Origin of the sequence: Lactobacillus intestinalis (assembly GCF_024397795.1) — a bacterium.
Classification (GTDB): domain Bacteria; phylum Bacillota; class Bacilli; order Lactobacillales; family Lactobacillaceae; genus Lactobacillus; species Lactobacillus intestinalis.
On record NZ_CP072983.1, the window covers coordinates 368,305 to 388,878 of the forward strand.

The window sequence follows — 20,574 nt, forward strand, 5'->3', positions numbered from 1 at the left end:
GAACCTTTTTTATTTTTCAAAATTAAAAATTATCAAGGCTGTTAATCTCTAATAAACTTCTGTAGAATAGACACATGGAGGATTTTATGAAAGGTTATTTTGTTAGTTTTGAAGGTCCGGATGGAGCAGGAAAAAGTACGGTTTTAAAGAAGGTTTTAGCTGAAATTGAGCCACTTCTTAAGACACAATATCTTGTGACGCGAGAACCTGGAGGTTCAAAAATTGCTGAAAGTATTAGACAGATAATTCTTGATCCAAAAAATGTGAAAATGGATGATCGTACTGAGGCACTTTTATATGCCGCGGCAAGAAGTCAACATATGGCGGAAATCATTAACCCTGCTTTAAAAGAAGGTAAACTTGTAATTTCTGATCGTTTTATTGATAGTTCTCTTGCTTATCAAGGAGTAGGACGGAATTTAGGAATTGATGAAGTTAAGGAAATTAATGATTTCGCTACCGGCGGTATCATGCCAGATCTTACTATTTTCTTAGATGTTAAACCTGAAATTGGATTAGCTCGAATTGAAAAATTACGAGCAGGTCAGGAAGATCGTTTAGAACAAGAGAAATTAGCCTTTCATAAAAAAGTTTATGCAGGCTATCAAGAAGTAAATAAGCGCTATGCAGATAGAATTGCGGTTGTTGATGCTAGTCAAAGTCTGGATGATGTAGTAACAAGTTGTGTAGCGATTATTAAGAAAAGATTGCCAGATATTTTTTAGGGGAAAATCAATGAAGTTAGTTATTGCAATAGTTCAAAAAGAAGATTCGAATAAGTTGCAAAGAGCATTTGTAAAAAACAACGTGCGTGCAACTAAGTTGGCAACTACAGGTGGATTTTTAAGTGAAGGCAATACTACATTTTTAATTGGGACCGAAGATGATCATGTTGAAGATGTATTGAACATTATCAAGGGCCAATCAAAGGCACGTGAAGAATTTGCTCAACCAAGTATGGTCACTACAGGTTATGAAATTAGTCAACCTGTAAAAATCACAGTTGGGGGTGCAACTTGTTTTGTTGTACCAGTTGATGAGTTTAAACAATTCTAATGATTGATATTTCGAACATTGGTCACGGACCCGCTAATCTTTTGGCAAAGGCATATGATAAAAACAAGTTGGCCCATAGTTATCTTTTTGTTGATAATGATGAGAAGAGGGCTTTGAATACAGCTTATTGGTTAGCGTGTTTGTTTAATTGTACTGGAGAAAATAAGCCTGACGGAACATGCAGAAATTGCCAACAAATTATTTCTGGAAACCATCCGGATGTTTTATTAGTAGAACCTGAGGGAAAGCAAACTCTTGGAATTGATCAGATTAGACCTTTAAAAGAAGAACTTGCTAAAAGTCCCGTTGAGAGTACTATCAGGTTTTTCTTAATTAATAAAGCAGAAAAGCTAACCCTTTCAGCCGCTAATGGATTGCTCAATCTTCTTGAAGAGCCCATTGCTCCAGTGGTAACAGTTTTGATTACTAATAATAGTGATCAAATTTTGCCAACAATAAGATCTCGGGTTCAAACTATTAATTTTGATGAAAAAGAAGCTGACAGTAAGAGTAGCCTTTTATTAAATAGTGGTTTATCTACTGAAGAGATTAAAGATTTAGGCGATACTCAAAGTCTTGATCAAGCAATCAAGTATTTTTATCAAGAAATGCTCGAAAGAAATAGTCTAGCTTTAATCAGTGCCCATCATTTAGCTGATCAGGCCAAAACGATTGCCATTCAAAAGTATATTTTGATAAATTTGAAATTGCTGGCAGAAAAAGATTTAAATCAAAACAATAAGCGATTAGTAGCAGCAAGAATGCTAAAATGTTTAATAGAAATAGATAAAATGCGATATAGTAATGTTAATTTTCGAAATCTATTAGATTACGTTGCTTTACAATGGAAACGGTAGGTGTTAGAAGTGGATCCTTATTCAAAATTGCAACAACTCCATGATTCTATGGAAAAGATGACAAAAACAATTGAGAGCTTGGAAAATGATATTTTGGAGACACTCAAGGAAAATACAGAGTTAAAGGTAGAAAATCAGCTGCTACGTAAAAAGCTAGATAAACTGAATAATCACAATGAGCCTGCTGTGAAGACTCAAAGTGGCCTTGAATCTTTGAAGCAAATTTATGATTCTGGCTATCACATCTGTAATATGTACTATGGCTCTCATCGAGATCCAAGTTCGGATTGTATGTTTTGCTTAGATATTTTAGATAATTTTGGCGAAAAAAAGAATGTAAAGAGAGATCGATAAAATGCAAAGACAGAGTAGTTATGCGGATAACGGAGGCAAGTTATATTTAGTACCCACTCCGATTGGTAATTTGGAAGATATTACGATTAGAGCCAAAAAGATCTTAACTGATGCCGATTATATTGCGGCCGAAGATACCAGAACTAGTGGCATTTTGCTTGAAAAAATTGGTGTTCACAACAAAATGATTTCCTTTCATAAATATAATTCTAAGGAAAGAGCACCGGAATTAATCGAATTAATGAAAAAGGGTGCGACAATTGCGGAAATCAGTGATGCAGGGATGCCAGTGATTTCTGATCCCGGCTACATTTTGGTCCAAGAATGTATTAAAAACAATATCCCCGTTGTACCTCTTCCAGGTCCTTCTGCCTTTGCGACAGCATTAATTGCGTCTGGCTTTGACGCGCAACCATTCACTTACTATGGTTTCTTACCAAGAAAAGCTTCTGAACAAAAGGTTTTCTTTGAAAAAATGAATAAAGCCCAAGCTACTTCAATTTTTTATGAAGCACCCCATAGATTGGCTAAGACATTGAAGACGATGGGGGAAGTTTTACCGGCAGATCGACAAATTGTGGCTGCTCGAGAATTAACTAAGATTCATGAGGAATTTGTCCGTGGAAGCGTGGAAGAAGTAACGGATTACTTTAATAACAACGCTCCTCGGGGAGAATTTGTTATTTTAGTTTCACCTAATACAGAAGTTCCTGAGCAACTTTCTTGGGAGGAATTAATCAAGCTGGTTAATGATTTAGTTGACCAAGGTAAAAGTAAAAAAGATGCCATTAAGCAAGTCGCTAAAAAGCATCGTGTTTCTAAAAATGAACTTTATGATCAATATCATCAGGACTAAAAATGAAATATAGTGAAAATCATACAATTGAATTTAGTGAATGTGATGAAAATCAACGCTTAAAGTTACCGGCTATGGTTGATTTATTAATGCAGGTTTCTGAGCATCAATTAGAAAATGGCGCAGCTGGAACGAACGATTTGATGAAAAGAGGTCTGGGCTGGGTAGTAACTCAATATCATTTTGATATTCAGAGTTTGCCTCATCCGCAAGAGCAAGTGGTATTAAGTACTGAAGCAAGTGGCTATAATCGCTTTTTTGAATATCGTGATTTTGAAATTGCAACGTCCGATGGGGAAGCTTTAGTCACTGCACAGAGTCAATGGGTGCTATTTGATATTAAAAATAGAAAAATGGTGCCAACTGATGAAGAATTAATGCAAAGATTTGGTGCACCTGAACTTAAAAAGATGCCACGGTTTCCACGTTTAAGAGCACAAAAAGAATATGATTCAAGTCGAAAATATCGCGTTCGTTATGATGATTTAGACACAAATCATCATTTAACTAATGGTCATTACTTTAATTGGTTTATTGATATGTTTGATCGCGATTTCTTGAAAGATCATGTAGTAAAAACGATTGATTTAAAGTTTGATCGTGAAGTACGCTATGGAGAAACTCCGCTTTCTCTTATAAAAATTGAAAATGAAGATCAAATCAAGTCATATCATGCGATTGAAGATGAGCAGGGTAATGAGCAAGCAATTTGCGAGCTTATTTGGCGAAAAAATGATTAAATAGAGAGCATGACGGAAGTCATGTTTTTTTGTTGAATGAAGGGGATTGAAATGAAGACAAAAAATTTAGTTCATTTAGAATTACGTGACTTAATCCTTTTAGGAATTATTATTGCGATGAAGGTAATCCTAGCTCAATTTTCTTTTGGACCCGCAATGGTGAAAGTTGGTCTGGGCTTCATTGGAAGTGTCATGTTGGGATACATTTTTGGTCCTATCTGGGGAAGTGTTGGTGGTGGAATTAGCGATTTAGTATCATCAGCAATTTTTGGTAATCAAGGCGGCTTCTTCATTGGGTTTACTTTAACCGCGATGGTTGGACCACTTATTTATGGACTCTTTTTCTACAATAAAGAAGTCAAAATTTGGCGAATAATTGCAGCTACTATCCTTGTTACAGTAATTGTAAACATTGGGATGAATACCCTTTGGCTTCATTTATTGTATGGAGTAGATTTTAAGGTGGCATTAATTCAAAGATTACCCAAGGAAACCATTATTCCTTGGATACAAATGGTAATCACTTACTTTGTTTTGCAAGCCATTTCTCGTGTTAAAATGTATAAGTAGAAAATAAAAAGGATTTGAAGATAGATGAAAATCTTGAGTGTATCAACTGCTACAAGTAATTTGAGTGTAGCTTTGAATGAGAATGAAAAAATAATTGTTGAGAAGAATGAACACGATGAGAGAAACCATAGTGAACATTTAGATCCATTAATTAATGAAATTTTGGTCGATCACAACTTAACTTTAAAAGATATTGATCGTTTTGCAGTTGCAATTGGCCCTGGTTCTTACACTGGTTTAAGAATTGGAATTACTACTGTGAAAATGTTCGGCAGTATTTTAAATAAAGAAGTTGTCGGAGTCTCAACTCTTCAAGCTTTGGCAAAATCAGTAACTGATAACGACACCGTGATTATTGCAGGTCTTGATGCCAGAAACGAAAATTATTTTGCTGGTGGATATGTTTTAGATGAAAATCAAATCCCAGTTAATGTAATTGCAGATGGCCATTATCATATTGATGTTTTATTGGAAAATGTTAAAGCCTATATTGAAAATTCAGACTATAAGAAGATCATTTTTGTAGGAAATGGCTTTGAAAAACAAGATGAATTAATTAAGGAACTCGATATTCAGTATAGCTATGGTACTGATGAACAAAACATAGTTCACGCTGGATTAATTGGTCAACTTGCAATTGAAGAAGAACCAGTTGATCCAGATAAACTGTTACCTCGCTACTTACGTCGTACGCAAGCTGAAGTTGACTGGCATAAGAGGACTGGTAATCCGTTTGGGCCAGATAGTGATTATGTTGAAGAAGTTTAAATTATTAAATCAATTCTTTCATCCAGAAGAAAATAAAGTTGATATGAGTTTTTCTCCGTTTATTACAACGATTGGAGGACTTACTCTACAGGTAATGCAAGCTGGGGATGAAAATATTCCTGATTTGCTTGTTTTGGAGCGTCAAGTTTATTCTGGTCATACTCCATGGAGCAAGTTTTCTTTTGAAACGGAATTAAGAAAAAGAAAAAATTCTCTTTATTTAGTCGTTTATCACGCCTCAGATTTAGTGGCATTTATTGGTGCGCGCTTTAATCCGCGTGAGGCTCATATTACTAATATTGCAGTGTCGCCAAAGTATCAAAATAAGCATATTGGTACCTACTTGATGCAATGGATGATTAATCGGGCAAGAAAAACCAATTGCGAAGTCGTTAGTTTAGAAGTCAAAATTGACAATAATATTGCCCAAAAATTGTATAGTTCGTTAGGATTTAAATCTACATTTATCAGAAAAGATTATTATAAAGATACTCATACTGATGCATTAAATATGGTGTTATGGCTGAAGCCACATCGAGTTAAGAAAAGGAAGTTTACATTTTGAGTGAAAAAAAGGACGTTCGAATTTTAGCTTATGAAAGTTCATGTGACGAAACTTCAACTGCAGTCATTAAAAACGGACGCGAAATTGAAAGTTTAATTGTTGCAACCCAAATTAAGAGTCACCAACGTTTTGGTGGGGTAGTGCCGGAAGTTGCTAGTCGTCACCATATTGAAGTGATTAGTCAAATTACTAAGGAAGCTTTAAAAGAAGCTGGTACTACTTGGGATGACATTGATGCTATTGCAGTAACTTATGGACCAGGTTTAGTTGGGGCACTTTTGATTGGAGTTAGTGCTGCCAAAGCTGCTTCTATGGCAACTGGAATTCCATTAATTGGGGTTGATCACATCATGGGGCACATTATGGCAGCTCAATTAAAGGATGAAATTGAATATCCAGCTTTAGCCTTGCAAGTTTCTGGTGGTCACACTGAAATTGTATTATTGAAAGATCCAACCCATTTTGAAATTATTGGTGATACTCGCGATGATGCGGCTGGTGAAGCTTATGACAAGATCGGCCGAGTGCTTGGTGTGAATTATCCAGCGGGTAAGACGATTGATAAGTGGGCTCATGAAGGAAAAGATACCTTCAACTTCCCACGTGCGATGATGGAAGATGATGATTATGACTTTTCATTCTCAGGTTTAAAGAGTGCCTTCATCAATACTTGCCACCATGCCGATCAAATTCACCAAGAATTGAACAAGTATGATTTGGCAGCAAGTTTCCAAGCTGCGGTAATTGATGTGCTTGCTCATAAGACGATTCGTGCAATCAAGCAATACAAGCCTAAGACTTTCATCATGGGCGGTGGAGTTGCGGCTAACCAAGGTTTGCGTGATCGCATGAGTGAAGAAATTGCTAAGTTACCTAAGGATGAACAACCAAAGGTGATTCTGCCAGATCTTAAGCTCTGCGGTGACAATGCAGCCATGATCGGAGCTGCTGCTTACAACTTGTATAATGAAGGCAAGTTTGCAGACTTAACTTTGAATGCAGATCCATCACTTGAACTTCCATATGCAAATAGCATGTTGAATTAAAGTGAAATAAACAAAAAAAGAAGATTGATTTACATTGTGTAGATCAATCTTCTTTTTCGTTTACATATTTAAATTTGCGTCTCACGCAATATTTATAGAAATTACTTTCAAAGTCAGTATACTAAATCAAAGTTGATCATTTAGAAACTCTAAGTACCTGAGAAAGAATATTTTGAAATTCATCAGCTGTATCTGGTCGATCAATAAAGTTTGCAATATCAATAGCTTTGGTAGCTAATTTGAGATCCTGCTCACGATGAGTAAAGCGATAATTGATTAAGTGTTGCAAAAACTTTTTGTATAAGCCAGTATAGTGATCTAGCGATGGAATTTCTAATTTATTTATTTTTTCAAGTAGCTTTTTAGCTAATTGAGGATCAGCAAGGAGCAACGTGGTGGTTGTGTTTAAGAGAGCACCTAGCGCAAAAAGATGATTTGTGTCGCCATCAGCTTTAATTTGATCAAAATTAGCGATAATTCTATTACTAATTTTGTAAATTGTTTTGGTATCCAGTAAATTAGTTGCATTTCCAAAAGCAGTAAGATAGTAATTATTCCAAACTTTTGCCTTTAAAAGAATTGAGGTTAGTTTTTGTTTAGCGCTTGGAGAAAATAGATTTTTATTAGTTTTTAGAAAATAGAAATTACAACCAAGTGCGCTAAGGAAGAAATCGGCATCATCTTGTGTTTGCTCATAAACTTTCAGTTGTTGAGTAGCTAATTGGCGTAGCTTCGGAATATCGTTAGCTTTAAAAGCTTGCTTAAACTTTAAGGCAAATGGATTAGAGAATCTTAGAGCTGTCTGTTCTGCAAATTCAGTAGGTAAGACATGAATATTGTAAAGAAGTTGATCTAGTTTTTCTAAGGGCATATTACCTCCTTCGTTTTCCCAATGGGAGAGACGGGAAGGAGAAAGCCCATTAATGTTGCTTGTTGCTTTTTGTAAAGTTATATTTTGACCAGTACGTAGTTTTTTAAATGTTTTTCCAAAAGAATTTATCATAAGGAGGACAACCTTTCATGTTTTTAAAGTGGGTATTTAACATTTTACCAATTCTTGAACCGAAGTATTAATAACTTTCACTAGGAAGTATGATAAAAAAGAGGAGTATATTTTCATGATTAAATTAAATAAAAAGATTAAGAAGTTAACAGCTTTGACTACACTAACAGTTACATTAGCCTTAAGTGCCACGCCGGCTCTAGCTAAAACCGTCCATTATAAAGGTTATGCAGTTGAATGGAATTATGGGCGGACACCAAGTGGTTTATGGGGATATTCTGAAGTTCAAACGGGTCACTTTACTCATAGAGCCACTGTTAATGGTACAAACTCTGGTTGGAAACGCCCAGGAGTATTAGCTTCTGCCAAGAAATTCATTGGTAATGGTCATGTAGAAGCTTATTGGGATTGTAAATAAGGAAGTTTTGAATGAAAACAAAGTTTTCAAGTTGGCGTACTCGTATCTTCGGGTACGCTTTACTTTTAGTGCAAAGTATATTAATCATCACACTATTTTTGCAGATTCTGGGAGATAGATGTACAGATGCCTGGAAAGACTATTTGGACAGGCAGACGCAACATACTATTTATCTAAATAATGTAGCGAATGATAAAGCTAATCAAATTGAAAATTATCTCGAAATAAGTGCACAAAAATATAATCTTCTAATAGCTAAAAAGAATTTTACTACAGATAGTGTTTCTAATGGGCAAATAAATATTGGTTTGTGGGGAATAGCTAAAAATAAAAAACTTAATTTTAACTATCTTGGTCAAGATATCATCACTACGCAAGACGTTGTTCAACTTCTTAATGATAAAAACGAAAAAGTAACTTTAGGAGTAGGACAAGGCTCAGTGAATACAATCAAGAAAATTGCTAGTTTTCCCTTTTCCAGCAATGTCACCATTCAGAAGATGAATTATTATAATAAACAAAATGGTGGGATTACGGGAAAATATCAACTAATCGGAAATCTTAATGGTCAAGATTATCAGAATTTCTTACAAGGACTTGCTAAGGTTAGCCATAAATCTAAACAAGATTTGACAATTGCAAAAAGTGGGTCTGGAACAGATAAGGGTATACTGCAACTTGCTTTAATTGTTTTTAATCTTGCCATATTATTGCTTTTATTCTGCTATTTTGTAATTTGCTTTATTCGATCACTCTCAAAATATGGAACTTTGATTTTATTGGGGTGGTCAAAAGCAAAAATATTTATTTACGAAACTATCCCTTATGTTGCGACTACATTTATTTTTACCTTTGTACTTGGTATTGGTGCAATCTGGAGTATCAATAAGGGAGAATTTTTAAGTGAAATATTTAATTATGTGTTTGGGTTGAGTATTTTAATGGTAATTCTAAATTTGCTGCTACTTACGATATCTTTCAGCCCGATTTTCTTCTCTAAAAATATTGATTTAATCAAGAATAGATTCCCTGAAAAAATACTATACTTTTTTGCTAACATTCTTTATTTTGGAGTGAACATAGGAATTATAGTAACTTCAATTGCATTAGATAAGCCGATGCAATCTGTAGTTAATAATCAGATTCAAGCTCAGCAATGGGAACAAGTCGAAAAAATGATAATCTTGAATAAGGCTAATTCTGGTAGCGACGGTGCCCAAATGTACGATGCAAATTCGGACTTTAATAGAGATATGTATAATTTTTATTCGGCAATTAGTAAGAAGACTGGAGTATACATCATTCATACAGATTATACTTCGCAAAGATGGATTAATCTTCATGCGCCGCAACTTTCTAAGCCGTTCTGGATTTATCAAGTATCTCCTAATTATGCTAAAAAATTGGGTATTAAGTTATCAAAACAGCAACTAGCAAGTGCATATCGGGGTGTCCGCTTATATCTTCTACCTAAAAGTCGCAATACGCAGGTAATGAGAAAGTATATTCAATATCAAGATTTAAATGGAGTAAGCAACGACGATATTCCAACTCAGTTTTTGAAAAATCGAAAATTTAGCTTTGATAATTATCAACCGCGAAAGCTTTTTACTTGGAATACAGCGGTCAATGAACCGATTTTGACTAGTAAACCAATCATTTATATTGTTACTCCGCAAAACATGACCTACTTTGAAATTGGTAATTTGAGTGCTAGTGGTCTAGATGGATATTTAAAGTTTGAAGATAAACAAGTGCAAAAGCGGTATGTTAATTCACACTTTATGTCTAAATATAATTTAGCAGACAACAAGCTAGAGTTTTTACCAATTAAGGAATACATTAATGGATTGCAAAAACAATTGCTTCAGACCATTCAATGGTTCTATTTCATCTTTTTGATTTTGCTAGTCCTCTTAATTTTTGCCTTAATTATTATTGCTACTATTTTTAAGGTAGCTAATAAAGAGAAAATTGCAGTTAAGACATTTTTAGGCTATTCCATCTTAAGAATTTATTGGCAAATAGTTCTGAGCGTTTTAGGTATTAATATTTTTGATCTAATTTTTGTGTTATTCAAGAAAAGTAAAATTGGAATTTTGATAGTGTTAGTGAGTTTAGTGATTCAAGCCGTAATTTTTTATTATTATGTACAACACGATAAACTAAAACGAATCGTGAAAGTATTTAAAGGGGATAGATCATGATAGCAATCAAGGTAGAAAACTTAACTAAAAAATATGGAGAGCGAATTATATTAAATAAGATAAACTTTACTATTAATGAGGGTGAGTTCGTGGCAATTGTTGGTCCATCCGGAGCAGGTAAGTCAACTGTGCTTAATATTTTAGGGATGCTTGAAAAGCCAACCAGTGGGGAAGTTTATTTGTCTAATCAAAAATTGCCTTCAATCAACAGTCGAAAAGCTACCATATTACGTAGAAATAAGATTAATTATCTTTTTCAGTCATATGCTCTAATTAGTGATTTGACAGTTTTACAGAATTTACAAATTGCAGTGAAATTTAATAAAGAAAGTTCGCGGATTATAAATCAAAAAATTGATAAGGTATTGGAAGATTTAGATATAGTACCATTAAAAAATAGTCGAGTGAACACTTTGTCTGGAGGGGAACAACAAAGAGTGGCCTTAGCTCGTTGTATTTTAAAACCAGGAAATTTAGTGTTAGCCGATGAACCTACGGGTGCCCTTGATCCGTCGAGAGCTGAAGAAGCATTTGATCAAATTAAACTTTTAAGGGATCATTATCACAAAACTATTATTATGGTTACGCATAATATGGAAGAAGCTGAGAAAACTGATCGCATACTTGATTTGAATAGATTATGAACTAATAACTGTTTTAGTGAGTAAATTTGAAAACCGAATGTGGTATACTGAAAAATAATTTTTTAAGTGAAGGGGAGTAGGGAAAATGCCCAAACGGACTAAACAGATCATACTTGGAGGATTTCTGATTTATTTAGTTATTTTCACATATGTTGTACTTACAACCATCCGTCAAGAAATACATCCCGGATTGAAGGTGAATGGAGATAATGCCTTGTATATGTTTTTCTATCTTCAACCATTTGGACTAAGAGACTCACTGTTTATCAATTTTGGCTCAATTGCAATTGTTCCGATTTTGAGTACCTACTATTTTATTCATATGAAGAATAACAACGAATTGATCCATCTTCTGCAAAGAATTGGCTATCAAAAATTTATTCAAAGAATGGTTGGAAAAAGCTTTTTAATAGCAAGCATTTTTAGTTTGATTGTAAATATTTATCAACTAATACTAATTAATTGGTTTTATGCTCCATTGTCTTTTAGTGGTAAGAGTCAATTCTTACTTACAAGTAAACTGATTTACTTTTCTTCAAATGGATGGGTTAATCTCCTAACTTATATTGTTTTAGCGGCAATTGGTTGGGGAATCTATACAGTGTTTATTTTGGCACTGGGATTATTTATCAGAAAAAATGCTTTGTATGTTCCCTTAGGAATAGTTTTTGGGTTAGGAACCATTTTACTTGATGAGGTCGTATTAATTTCGATGAATAAAGGAACAATCCAATTTGCTAATATCCTCGCGGCCCCGAATTTATTTTCTCCTGGCCAATTAGTTATTGGAGGACAGAATCCGCCATTAGGATTATGGGCTACTTATGTGATTATTGTAGGAATATATGCTCTTTTGATTTTCGCTTTGATTAAATTCTGGCATAAAAAGCAAGAAAGAGGGGCCTAATGACGAAAAGTAGAACGAGTTCCTTTATTAAATTAATGCTCTTCTTATCAGCTATGGTGGGATTAGTTGCGGGAATGTATTTAAACAATCGCCCGGACAGTATTCGTGATATTCCTTTCGTTTTTGTTTATCAAAATAGTATGTCGATTTATTTTGAACCGATAATTTATATTTTGGTTTTCATTGAAGTGATCAAAATTCGGCGTATTAGGGATGCAATTGAAGTTCGAAATAAGACAGATTTTGTCTTAGGTAAGTTGATTCAACTTGTGGTAAGTGAATGGGCAATCTTTTGGATATGTGCATTAGTTCCATATTGGCTTTTAAATTTAAAGACTAGCTTTAAATTTGGCATTCCGACTTTAGGTATTCTAATTTTGGGCTTGAATATGGTGGCTATGTTTTTAGGGATGTTCTTGCTTCTCAGTGCTTATAAGTTACCGTATCCTTATTTGATTTTATTGTTAGTTTTGGCAATTACTGGGGGTTATCATTATGGGATTGAGTTAAATTGTTTTTTACCACACTACAGTCCTATTTTTGATCCCACTTATCGCGCAATTCATCAAATCTATTTTTAGGAGAAAAATATGTTGAAGATAGAACATTTAAATAAAAAGTTTGGTAAAAAGGAAGTCTTGAAAGACGTCTCCCTTACTCTTAGTCCCGGCCAGAGAATTCATATTATTGGTAAAAACGGCTCAGGCAAATCAACAATCTTTAAGATTATCACCGGCATATTGAAGCAGAATGATGGCACAGTTGAAATTGGGACAGATGATGTAATTGGTGCCGTGATTGAAAATCCAGGATTTTTAGAATATGAATCTAGTCTTGAAAATTTGAAATTTTTAGCTGAACTAAATCATGACTATGATGAAAAATTAGTAAAAGAATTAATGGAAGAATTCTCTTTGGATCCTGAGGATAGTCAGCCAGTTTCTAGATATTCGATCGGAATGCGTCAAAAGTTAGGCATTATTCAGGCGATTATGGAAAATCAGAATATCGTTTTGTTAGATGAACCAACGCGCGGAATTGATAAAGAAGGTATTGAGACCTTTGTGAAAATACTTGGGCAACTTAAAGAGCAAAAGCGCGCTGTCATCATCGCAAGTCATGATGATATTTCTAACTTGGTTTATGATCGAGAATTAAAACTAAAAGATGGTGTCTTAGTTGAAGAAAAATAGCTCTATCTTTTGGTTGTATTCCGTAATTACTTTCTTGATTATCTTTTTCTTTAGAACACATTTAGGAATGTTACCTGGTGATAAGATGGTAGCTGTGAATTTTGGCATAGTCCATAAATCTCGTTGGCTCATTTTCTTAAATGTGTATCTTAGCGCTTATGATTTGATTTTTATTCTTTTAGCGCGCACTAAAATGGAAATGGTGGAAGATTTTCTAGTAATTAGGAAAATTACCACCTTACATAGATTCACCATATTTTGGAAAAATTTGCTTATTTATCTAGTTCCTTTTCTTATTATTCACTTAAGCTTTTTCAATAAGCAAAATTTTCTTCTTTCTAGCATTTTGCTATTTGTTTGGCTAGTAATTTGGCTAATTTTAGCCGTTTGCCCTTTCAAAAGATTAAATCAATACATTCGAGCTACAATCATTTTGATAATTTTACTCATCTTACGGATTTTAGTATAAGAAAAACTGCCTTCAAAGGCAGTTTTTTGTTTATTCAAATTCATCCAAAGCAGTCAATGCCTTTTCCCATTCATCATTAGCTTGGTCGAGCTTTTCTTGAACGGCAGACAGCTTTTCTTGCAGAGGCCCCAGCTTATCAAAGTTAGTGGCAATTTCAGGATTTGCCATTTCATTTTGAATCTCAGTTTGTTGATTTTCTAAATCTTCAATTTCTTTTTCGGCATTATCAACGGCTCTTTGAAGCTTACGCTTTTGTGAATCACGTTGCTTCTGTTCTTGGTAAGACAACTTTTGCTCGCTAACTTGCTTGACCGGTTCAGCTGGGACGGCCTCAGTTTGACTAGGAGTTAAACCAGCGTTTTGCTTAGCTTTTTCGTCAAGATAGTAGGAGTAGTTTCCTTCGTAAATCTTGGCATGGCCATCGCGCACAGAAACAATCTTGTTTGCTAATTGATTGATAAAGTAACGGTCGTGAGAAACAAAGAGTAAAGTTCCATCATAATTGCTTAAAGCTTCTTCAAGAACTTCTTTTGCTTCAATATCCAAATGGTTAGTGGGCTCGTCCATAAGCAAGAAGTTATCATATTCAAGTGATAACACTGTCAAAGTCAAACGTGCCTTTTGCCCACCGGATAATTGACCAACCGTCTTGTCGATGTCCTTGGCTGTGAACAAGAAACTAGCTAAAATTGAACGTACATCACGCTCAGGCATTGTCTTGTGGCGATCCCAAATTGTATCAAGGACGGTTTTTGAAGGGTCCAGTCGTTGCAATTCCTGGTCGTAGTAGCCGATGTCAAGGGATGCACCATATTTAATGGAACCATCTTTTGGCGTCAATTGCTTCATAATTGTTTTAAGCAAAGTAGATTTACCAATACCGTTTGGTCCAATAATTGCTACGCGATCGCCTTTGTTGACTTGGAAAGAGATGTCCTTAACCATTGTTTTATCAGAATAACCGATGGTTAAATCATTCAAGATAAGGACTTCTTTTCCTGAAGGGCGTTCACTATTAAAGTGAATTCTGACCTTAGACTTATGCTTTGGTGGCTTGATACGGTCAATTTTTTCTAGCTTTTTCCGTCTACTTTGTGCACGCTTAGTAGTTGTGGCACGCACCAAGTTCTTTTGGATAAATTCTTCGTCCTTCTTGATTTCTTCTTGTTGTTTTTCATAGGCAGCTTGTTGTTGCTTATCGCGCAATTTGCGTTCTGCAATGTATTGAGAATAATTTCCTTTAAAAGCAGTCAAAGTTCCAAATTGTAATTCGAAAATTTGGTTAGCTAAGTGATCTAAGAAGTACTGGTCGTGGGATACAACTAAGATTGCGCCTGCGTAGTTTTTCAAAAAGCCTTCTAGCCAATCCAACGTATCCATATCCAAGTAGTTGGTAGGTTCGTCGAGCAAGAGCAAAGGTGGCTTTTTAAGGAGCAGCTTTACAAAAGCTAAGCGCGTCTTTTCTCCACCAGAAAGACTGCCAATCTTCTTTTGCCAAGTATTTTCAGGAAACTTGAATCCATTCAAAATACTCTTGATATCAGATGGATAAGTATAGCCACCTTGTTGCTCAAAGTCGAATTGCATTTGATCGTAGCGCTTGAGGAGGTCCTTATCTTCGGGATGATCCGCTATTTCTTCTTGGAGTTGTTCAAGCTTCTTTCCTTTATTGATTAAAGGAGTGAAAACTTCCTCCATTTCATCCCAGATCGTCTTATCTTCATCCAGTGCGTTTTCCTGAGCAATATAACCGGCTTGAATTCCCTTATTAACAGTAAATTCACCTTGAGTAGGTTCTCTTTGACCGGTCATAATCTTTAATAAAGTAGTCTTTCCCGCACCGTTTGGTCCAACAAGTCCAATTCGTGCATTTGAATCGATTGAAAAGTTAACATTTTTAAATAGAGTATTGGCACCAAATTGTTGTTCTAAATCGTGCCCTTGTGCAATAATCATAATTTTTTCACCTAAAAATATTCTAACATAATGAGTTGTCTGACTTGTAATTGTATTGTGAAAATACGGTATAATTGGAAGTGAAGATTAAGATTGTGAAAAATATACTTGCAAGCCTACTAACTTTACAGGTATGATATAAATGCTTGATTGTTCATTCACAAACATAAAATACATGGGGGCTTCACAAATGGAAAAAATAAAAATTCCTAAGGCAACAGCCAAACGCTTGCCACTTTACTACCGCTACCTTATTATCCTTAATGAAGAGGGGAAAGACAAGGTATCTTCCACAGAATTATCTGAAGCTGTACAAGTAGATAGTGCATCAATCAGACGAGACTTTTCATATTTTGGTGCTTTAGGTAAACGTGGCTACGGTTATGATGTAAAGAATCTCTTAAAATTCTTTAAAAAGATCTTGAATCAAGATACTTTAACTAATGTAGCATTAGTTGGGGTTGGTAATTTAGGTAGAGCGCTACTTAACTATAATTTTAAGCGTAGCAATAATATTCGAATTTCATGTGCCTTTGATATCAATAAGGACATTACTGGTAAGATTTTAAGTGGTGTACCAGTCTATGACATGAGCGAATTAAAGAAGCAATTGAGTGATCAACAAATTTCAATTGCAATTTTAACAGTTCCTTCCAGCTCAGCTCAAGTTACAACTAATGAAATGGTTGAAGCTGGAGTGAAGGGAATTATGAACTTTACGCCAATTCGTCTTTCCGCACCATCAACTGTACGTGTTCAAAACGTGGACTTAGCTACTGAATTACAAACTTTAATTTATTTCCTTGATTCGGAAAAGGAAAACGATAACGATTAAGAAGCTGCCGTTTAAGGCGGCTTTTTTGTCAGATAGAGATTAATTACCCTCAGGAGTGTAGCTGATCGGTTCCTAGATAATTTCATAAGCGATACTGTCGCTTTTTGTACGTAAATTAGATATATTATTGCTAGAAAAGCATAATATACAGGGAATCCCTCTCATGCTTTTCATTCCCAAATATGTGATTAAAAGGTGAAAGAAATTGAAAATTAATGAAGCGCTAAAAAAAGAAAGATTGGCTCAACATAAAACACAAGCCAGATGGATTAAAGATATAAATATGTCAGTCTCACATTATTCAGAAATAGAATCGGGATATGTAAGAAATGGAGTTAGCTCAGATATTGATAGTGAAGATTTGATTCTTTTACTGAAATCAAACCATGTTAATATCAATGATTTTTTTGATTTGGTTCAGGATTCATACATTGTTAGTGAAAGCACAACGGTAGCTCAACAACTTTTTGAGGAATTATATATTGCTTTTACGAATAAGGATTATAAAAAAGCGGATAAAATAAAAAAAGAGATAGTACAAATGCCTAATATTCCAAAATCTTTAAGATATTGCGCATCGCTTATTACTGCAGATTTAAAAGACAATATGCTGTCTTTAGATCAGAAAGTAAAGGATGAAATAGATCGATATATCTATCAATCAAATGATTGGGTAAATGATAATGAGGCTTTAATAATCTTTGGTAACTCAATTCCAGTACTTAATAAAGAAAATTTGGTTATGAGAATGGGTCAACTTTTGCGTAGGTATAAAGATATTAATGAATTTCCGAAAAATATAAAAATTAGGATTTCTACAATTTGTATGAATTATTTGTATGACGCAATTTTAAATAGAAAAATTGATAAGCATATTGAGGAATGTTTTAAATTAATTAATGAGCTCCCGGCTGACGATGTTTTTGGATTAAAAAAGATAATAGCGCGTTACCTAAGTGATGTATACAACGGAAAAGAAACATATAGCGAAGAATTAAGAAGCATTTTTATAAGAAGTGGAATGAAGAATATAGCAGATCATTTATTTATTTAATTCGATATTTCGAAATTCACTACAAAAAACTCTTTGTCTTGTCTACTATTATTAACTGATTTTGGAAAAATGCGACTACATGATTAAGATCAAGAATCAAAAAATTGAATTAATTAAAAATGGTAGTCGTAGAATAATTGAGGTTTAAGTATGTTAAAGAAACTTTGGGAATTTAGAAGTATCATCGTAGTAGTAATCTTAGGTTGCCTATTAATAAGTCATACGGCAGTTTTTGATAGATTTAATCCGTTTATTTCTGAAACTGTGAGTTATGCTCAAGTACCTACGGGAACGCAAAAGTATAAAAATGTAAAAATATATAATCATAAAATCACCAAGCTAAAATCATACCGACTTCACAATGTTGGTGGATATGATCCATCAAGAGAATATATTTCGATTAGGCATAGGGGCCAATATGTGAAATCGATTAAATATATATCTAAGAAAGACTTTGTAAATAAGGTAAAATAACACCAACTTATATCATAAGTGAAAAATATCAGAAAAGAGAGAATTTCTTAATAATCTTTTTACTGAGACGGTCATATGATAATTAATCAAACCTTGTCCGATTTAGATATCTATGTGCCTTTGTCTTGGCAAGTGGTTAATTATGTGAACCTGGAATCGGCGATTTGAAAATCGTCTGTAAAGGAAAACGATAACGATTAAGAAGCTGCCGTTTAAAGCGGCTTTTTTTACCACTTAGAAACAAAAATTAACCTCTTAGTTAAAATAAGTAGCTTCTGAAACGTAATCATAGTTAAATAAGCTTAAGTTAAGAAATAAGAAAGAGGAGGCGAGATTGTGAAAGTTAAATTGGACATTAATCCAGATCATCAAGAAACTGAAGTTACGATCTCGGCGCCTGAGATGAATGACCAGATTCAGGAACTTTATCGGCTTTTGCAAAATCAAGAAAAAATTCCTCAAATTGAAGGATTTAAAGATAAAGTTTCCTATTATTTGAATTTGGTAGATATCCTCTTTTTTGAAACTGATAGTAAGGTAGTGATGGCTCACACGACTAGGGATGCTTATCAGGTCAAGTATAAGCTTTACGAACTTGAAGATATTTTGGGTGCTAACTACATGCGCGTTTCAAAATCGACTATTCTTAACTTGAATCAGATTTACGCAATTACGAGGTCGATTTCAAATTGCCAGGTAAAATTTCAAGATTCTTATAAGGTAGTTTATGTATCGCGTCATTATTATCGTGATCTGCGTAATCGACTAGACGAAAGAAGGAAGTACTATGAGAAATAAAGTTTCGCGCATTTTTTGGGGCGTTTTCTTTATCGCTGCCGCAACCTTTGTTGTGCTCAATCAGATGGGGATTTGGACTTATAAACTAGGTTTTTGGGCAATTATTGGAACCATTGTCTTTGCTCTTAGCTTAATTGACGGGATTGTTAATCGCAGAATTACGGAAGGTGTCTTCTCAGTCGCATTTTTACTGATGATTTATGCACAACCGTTGCATATCACCCGTTTAGTGCCATGGACAATTCTCTTAGCTGCGATTTTGATTTCAATTGGATTGGGGATTATCTTTCGTAATCGATTTCATACGATTGTTTATGCAAATAAGAAAATTAAAGACTTTAGGGAAAAGAGAGAGGATTTTTCTAATAATCTCTTTACTGAGACGGTGACCAATGATCAAGGTGATCATGTAGTAATTAATCAAACTTTATCGGATGTCTCACGTTATATCCATTCAAAAGAGCTTGAAACTATTGATGTGACCTCCAAGTTTGGGGATGTGAACATTTATCTTGATGATGCGGAAAGCAAAAACGGCATTGTTAACATGAATTTGGACATTATGATGTCCGATTTGGATATCTTTGTGCCCTTGTCTTGGCAAGTGGTTAATTATGTTAATCCTGGAATCGGCGATTTGAGAATCGAAGGAGCTTCAAACGGTGGTGGGCCTCAACTAGTAATTAATGGGCGCGCCCGCTTTTCCGATATTAAGATTAAGTATATTTAGTCATGAATAATAAAGCTAGGTGTAAAATAAAGAAAAGGTTATTTTTATACATCGAGGTTTTATTATGATAAATAAAGACGTTAATCTTAGTTTGATGTACGAACTTGAAAACTTACACCATGTTGTCGTTCAAGCTTCTGATGTAGGTTCAAAGTATGTTTATGCTTTGCAATTACTTCATAAACAAACTGATATTATTGTTTATCGAGCAACACCAAATGGCGACCATGTTTTCTTTGATGAAGATAGTCCTTTAGTCTATTTGACTGGAATGGCTGGAGGTCACACGCAAACCTGGACTTATTCCGGTGAAAGTGATCGCTGGTTTGTAGGGACCAAGCCTAAGAAGCATGGTAGCACTCTGTGGGACACGCAAATTGCCCGCGTAGTCCTTCCAGAAAGTGGTACTTTGCAATATGATAGCAATACTGAAATGCCGCGTTTGTCTTATTTAAACCGTGCAGGTTACGGCTACGGCGATAATAGTGTCGCTTATCCTGGAAAAGACTTAGAACGGCTTGAGGCTGCAGTTTCACCAGATTATTCTAAGCTTTTGATTGCAAGTATCGACTTATCGCACACTGGTCACTTTGCATTGTATGATTTGAATCAAATCAATGCGGCTTTGGACGAAGCAGAAGCTGATGGCTCTGATGTGAATATTCAAAACTTTGAATGTTTAGGTGCCTTCAATGTTCCTAACTTTGATGGAGAACTTATTCCTTCAATTCAAGGTTATGATCTTGATGAAAACAATAATGTGTATGTTTCTTGTCAATTGGGACCAACAACGGACTTCTTAGGGCTTGCTAAGGAAGGTAAGCCACGTGAAATTGTGAAGATTCCATGGGGATGCGCAGATCCAAACAAGTGGGAAGTTGCTAACTTGGACCATGCCCATGTGCTTGATTCTTTAGGCTATGTGACTGAATTTGAAAGTGTTCAAGTTCTTGATGCCAATAACATTTATTTGACAGTGGCCTACCACCGCAAGAGTGACTTAACTACTTTAAAGAATAGAATTTACAAAGTTGAAGGCTTCGGCAATTAAATAGAAATTAGCGAGGATTAGTT

General features: G+C 34.7%; 24 protein-coding genes. 22 read left to right on the forward strand and 2 right to left on the reverse strand.

Translation table 11 applies throughout. The annotated features are described in order from the left end of the window. Positions 1-86 precede the first annotated feature (86 nt). From tmk to tsaD, 10 genes are read left to right on the forward strand one after another with little or no spacing between them, the layout of a single operon-like run. On the forward strand, positions 87-725 hold the full coding sequence (tmk, locus tag KBW87_RS01900) for a dTMP kinase (protein WP_057809247.1): 639 nt from the start codon (positions 87-89) through the stop codon (positions 723-725). A gap of 10 nt (positions 726-735) precedes the next feature. Further along, positions 736-1,056: a cyclic di-AMP receptor DarA gene (gene darA, locus KBW87_RS01905; RefSeq protein ID WP_057809245.1), complete on the forward strand. Its 321-nt coding sequence runs from the start codon at positions 736-738 to the stop codon at positions 1,054-1,056. Further along, a complete protein-coding gene (locus KBW87_RS01910) occupies positions 1,056-1,913 on the forward strand; it encodes a DNA polymerase III delta subunit-related protein (protein WP_057809243.1) in 858 nt (285 codons plus the stop codon). Before darA ends, KBW87_RS01910 begins: the two co-directional genes overlap by 1 nt. A gap of 9 nt (positions 1,914-1,922) precedes the next feature. Continuing rightward, on the forward strand, positions 1,923-2,267 hold the full coding sequence (gene yabA, locus KBW87_RS01915; protein ID WP_057809323.1) for a DNA replication initiation control protein YabA: 345 nt from the start codon (positions 1,923-1,925) through the stop codon (positions 2,265-2,267). A gap of 1 nt (position 2,268) precedes the next feature. Beyond that, the gene (gene rsmI, locus KBW87_RS01920) at positions 2,269-3,123 is read left to right on the forward strand and encodes a 16S rRNA (cytidine(1402)-2'-O)-methyltransferase (protein WP_057809241.1); all 855 of its coding nucleotides are present in this window, start codon (positions 2,269-2,271) and stop codon (positions 3,121-3,123) included. A gap of 2 nt (positions 3,124-3,125) precedes the next feature. Further along, positions 3,126-3,863: an acyl-[acyl-carrier-protein] thioesterase gene (locus KBW87_RS01925; protein ID WP_057809239.1), complete on the forward strand. Its 738-nt coding sequence runs from the start codon at positions 3,126-3,128 to the stop codon at positions 3,861-3,863. Positions 3,864-3,914: 51 nt separating this feature from the next. Beyond that, positions 3,915-4,433, forward strand: coding sequence for a folate family ECF transporter S component (locus KBW87_RS01930; protein ID WP_057809237.1), 519 nt, complete (start codon positions 3,915-3,917; stop codon positions 4,431-4,433). Between the two features lie 24 nt (positions 4,434-4,457). Continuing rightward, positions 4,458-5,201, forward strand: coding sequence for a tRNA (adenosine(37)-N6)-threonylcarbamoyltransferase complex dimerization subunit type 1 TsaB (gene tsaB / locus KBW87_RS01935; RefSeq protein WP_057809236.1), 744 nt, complete (start codon positions 4,458-4,460; stop codon positions 5,199-5,201). Beyond that, positions 5,185-5,766: a ribosomal protein S18-alanine N-acetyltransferase gene (gene rimI / locus KBW87_RS01940; RefSeq protein ID WP_057809233.1), complete on the forward strand. Its 582-nt coding sequence runs from the start codon at positions 5,185-5,187 to the stop codon at positions 5,764-5,766. Before tsaB ends, rimI begins: the two co-directional genes overlap by 17 nt. Then, on the forward strand, positions 5,763-6,812 hold the full coding sequence (tsaD, locus tag KBW87_RS01945; protein WP_057809232.1) for a tRNA (adenosine(37)-N6)-threonylcarbamoyltransferase complex transferase subunit TsaD: 1,050 nt from the start codon (positions 5,763-5,765) through the stop codon (positions 6,810-6,812). Before rimI ends, tsaD begins: the two co-directional genes overlap by 4 nt. A gap of 136 nt (positions 6,813-6,948) precedes the next feature. On the opposite strand, the gene KBW87_RS01950 is transcribed toward tsaD, so the two are convergent. Then, a complete protein-coding gene (locus KBW87_RS01950) occupies positions 6,949-7,815 on the reverse strand; it encodes an Rgg/GadR/MutR family transcriptional regulator (protein WP_057809230.1) in 867 nt (288 codons plus the stop codon). Between the two features lie 115 nt (positions 7,816-7,930). Between KBW87_RS01950 and KBW87_RS01955 the strand changes: the two genes are divergently transcribed. The 6 genes from KBW87_RS01955 (at position 7,931) to KBW87_RS01980 (ending at position 13,184) form a co-directional block, all read left to right on the forward strand. Further along, positions 7,931-8,233 carry a hypothetical protein gene (locus KBW87_RS01955; RefSeq protein ID WP_057809228.1) on the forward strand — a complete coding sequence of 101 codons (303 nt, stop codon included), beginning with the start codon at positions 7,931-7,933 and terminating at the stop codon, positions 8,231-8,233. Positions 8,234-8,244: 11 nt separating this feature from the next. After that, positions 8,245-10,440 (forward strand): bacteriocin-associated integral membrane family protein, encoded by a 2,196-nt coding sequence (locus tag KBW87_RS01960; RefSeq protein WP_057809226.1) that lies wholly within the window; start codon positions 8,245-8,247, stop codon positions 10,438-10,440. Next, positions 10,437-11,084: an ABC transporter ATP-binding protein gene (locus KBW87_RS01965; protein WP_057809224.1), complete on the forward strand. Its 648-nt coding sequence runs from the start codon at positions 10,437-10,439 to the stop codon at positions 11,082-11,084. The genes KBW87_RS01960 and KBW87_RS01965 overlap by 4 nt, the downstream gene beginning before the upstream one ends. Before the next feature lie 85 nt (positions 11,085-11,169). Further along, complete coding sequence (locus tag KBW87_RS01970; RefSeq protein WP_057809222.1) at positions 11,170-11,991, forward strand: hypothetical protein; 822 nt, start codon at positions 11,170-11,172, stop codon at positions 11,989-11,991. Continuing rightward, positions 11,991-12,572 (forward strand): hypothetical protein, encoded by a 582-nt coding sequence (locus KBW87_RS01975; protein WP_057809220.1) that lies wholly within the window; start codon positions 11,991-11,993, stop codon positions 12,570-12,572. Before KBW87_RS01970 ends, KBW87_RS01975 begins: the two co-directional genes overlap by 1 nt. A gap of 9 nt (positions 12,573-12,581) precedes the next feature. Next, positions 12,582-13,184 (forward strand): ATP-binding cassette domain-containing protein, encoded by a 603-nt coding sequence (locus KBW87_RS01980; protein ID WP_057809218.1) that lies wholly within the window; start codon positions 12,582-12,584, stop codon positions 13,182-13,184. Between the two features lie 499 nt (positions 13,185-13,683). Here the strand turns inward: KBW87_RS01980 and KBW87_RS01985 are convergent, their stop codons facing one another. Further along, positions 13,684-15,609 carry an ABC-F family ATP-binding cassette domain-containing protein gene (locus KBW87_RS01985; protein WP_057809217.1) on the reverse strand — a complete coding sequence of 642 codons (1,926 nt, stop codon included), beginning with the start codon at positions 15,607-15,609 and terminating at the stop codon, positions 13,684-13,686. 190 nt (positions 15,610-15,799) lie between these two features. Here KBW87_RS01985 and KBW87_RS01990 point away from each other — a divergent pair, with 190 nt between their 5' ends. From KBW87_RS01990 to KBW87_RS02015, 6 genes are all read left to right on the forward strand, one after another. After that, complete coding sequence (locus KBW87_RS01990) at positions 15,800-16,444, forward strand: redox-sensing transcriptional repressor Rex (protein ID WP_034976054.1); 645 nt, start codon at positions 15,800-15,802, stop codon at positions 16,442-16,444. 205 nt (positions 16,445-16,649) lie between these two features. Continuing rightward, a complete protein-coding gene (locus tag KBW87_RS01995; RefSeq protein ID WP_083478833.1) occupies positions 16,650-17,498 on the forward strand; it encodes an Rgg family transcriptional regulator in 849 nt (282 codons plus the stop codon). Between the two features lie 150 nt (positions 17,499-17,648). Then, a complete protein-coding gene (locus tag KBW87_RS02000; protein ID WP_057809214.1) occupies positions 17,649-17,972 on the forward strand; it encodes a YxeA family protein in 324 nt (107 codons plus the stop codon). Positions 17,973-18,308: 336 nt separating this feature from the next. Further along, on the forward strand, positions 18,309-18,770 hold the full coding sequence (locus KBW87_RS02005) for a LytTR family DNA-binding domain-containing protein (RefSeq protein ID WP_057809212.1): 462 nt from the start codon (positions 18,309-18,311) through the stop codon (positions 18,768-18,770). Next, positions 18,760-19,500 (forward strand): LiaF transmembrane domain-containing protein, encoded by a 741-nt coding sequence (locus KBW87_RS02010; RefSeq protein WP_057809210.1) that lies wholly within the window; start codon positions 18,760-18,762, stop codon positions 19,498-19,500. Before KBW87_RS02005 ends, KBW87_RS02010 begins: the two co-directional genes overlap by 11 nt. A gap of 64 nt (positions 19,501-19,564) precedes the next feature. Continuing rightward, a complete protein-coding gene (locus KBW87_RS02015) occupies positions 19,565-20,551 on the forward strand; it encodes a class III bacteriocin (protein WP_057809208.1) in 987 nt (328 codons plus the stop codon). Positions 20,552-20,574: the final 23 nt, after the last annotated feature.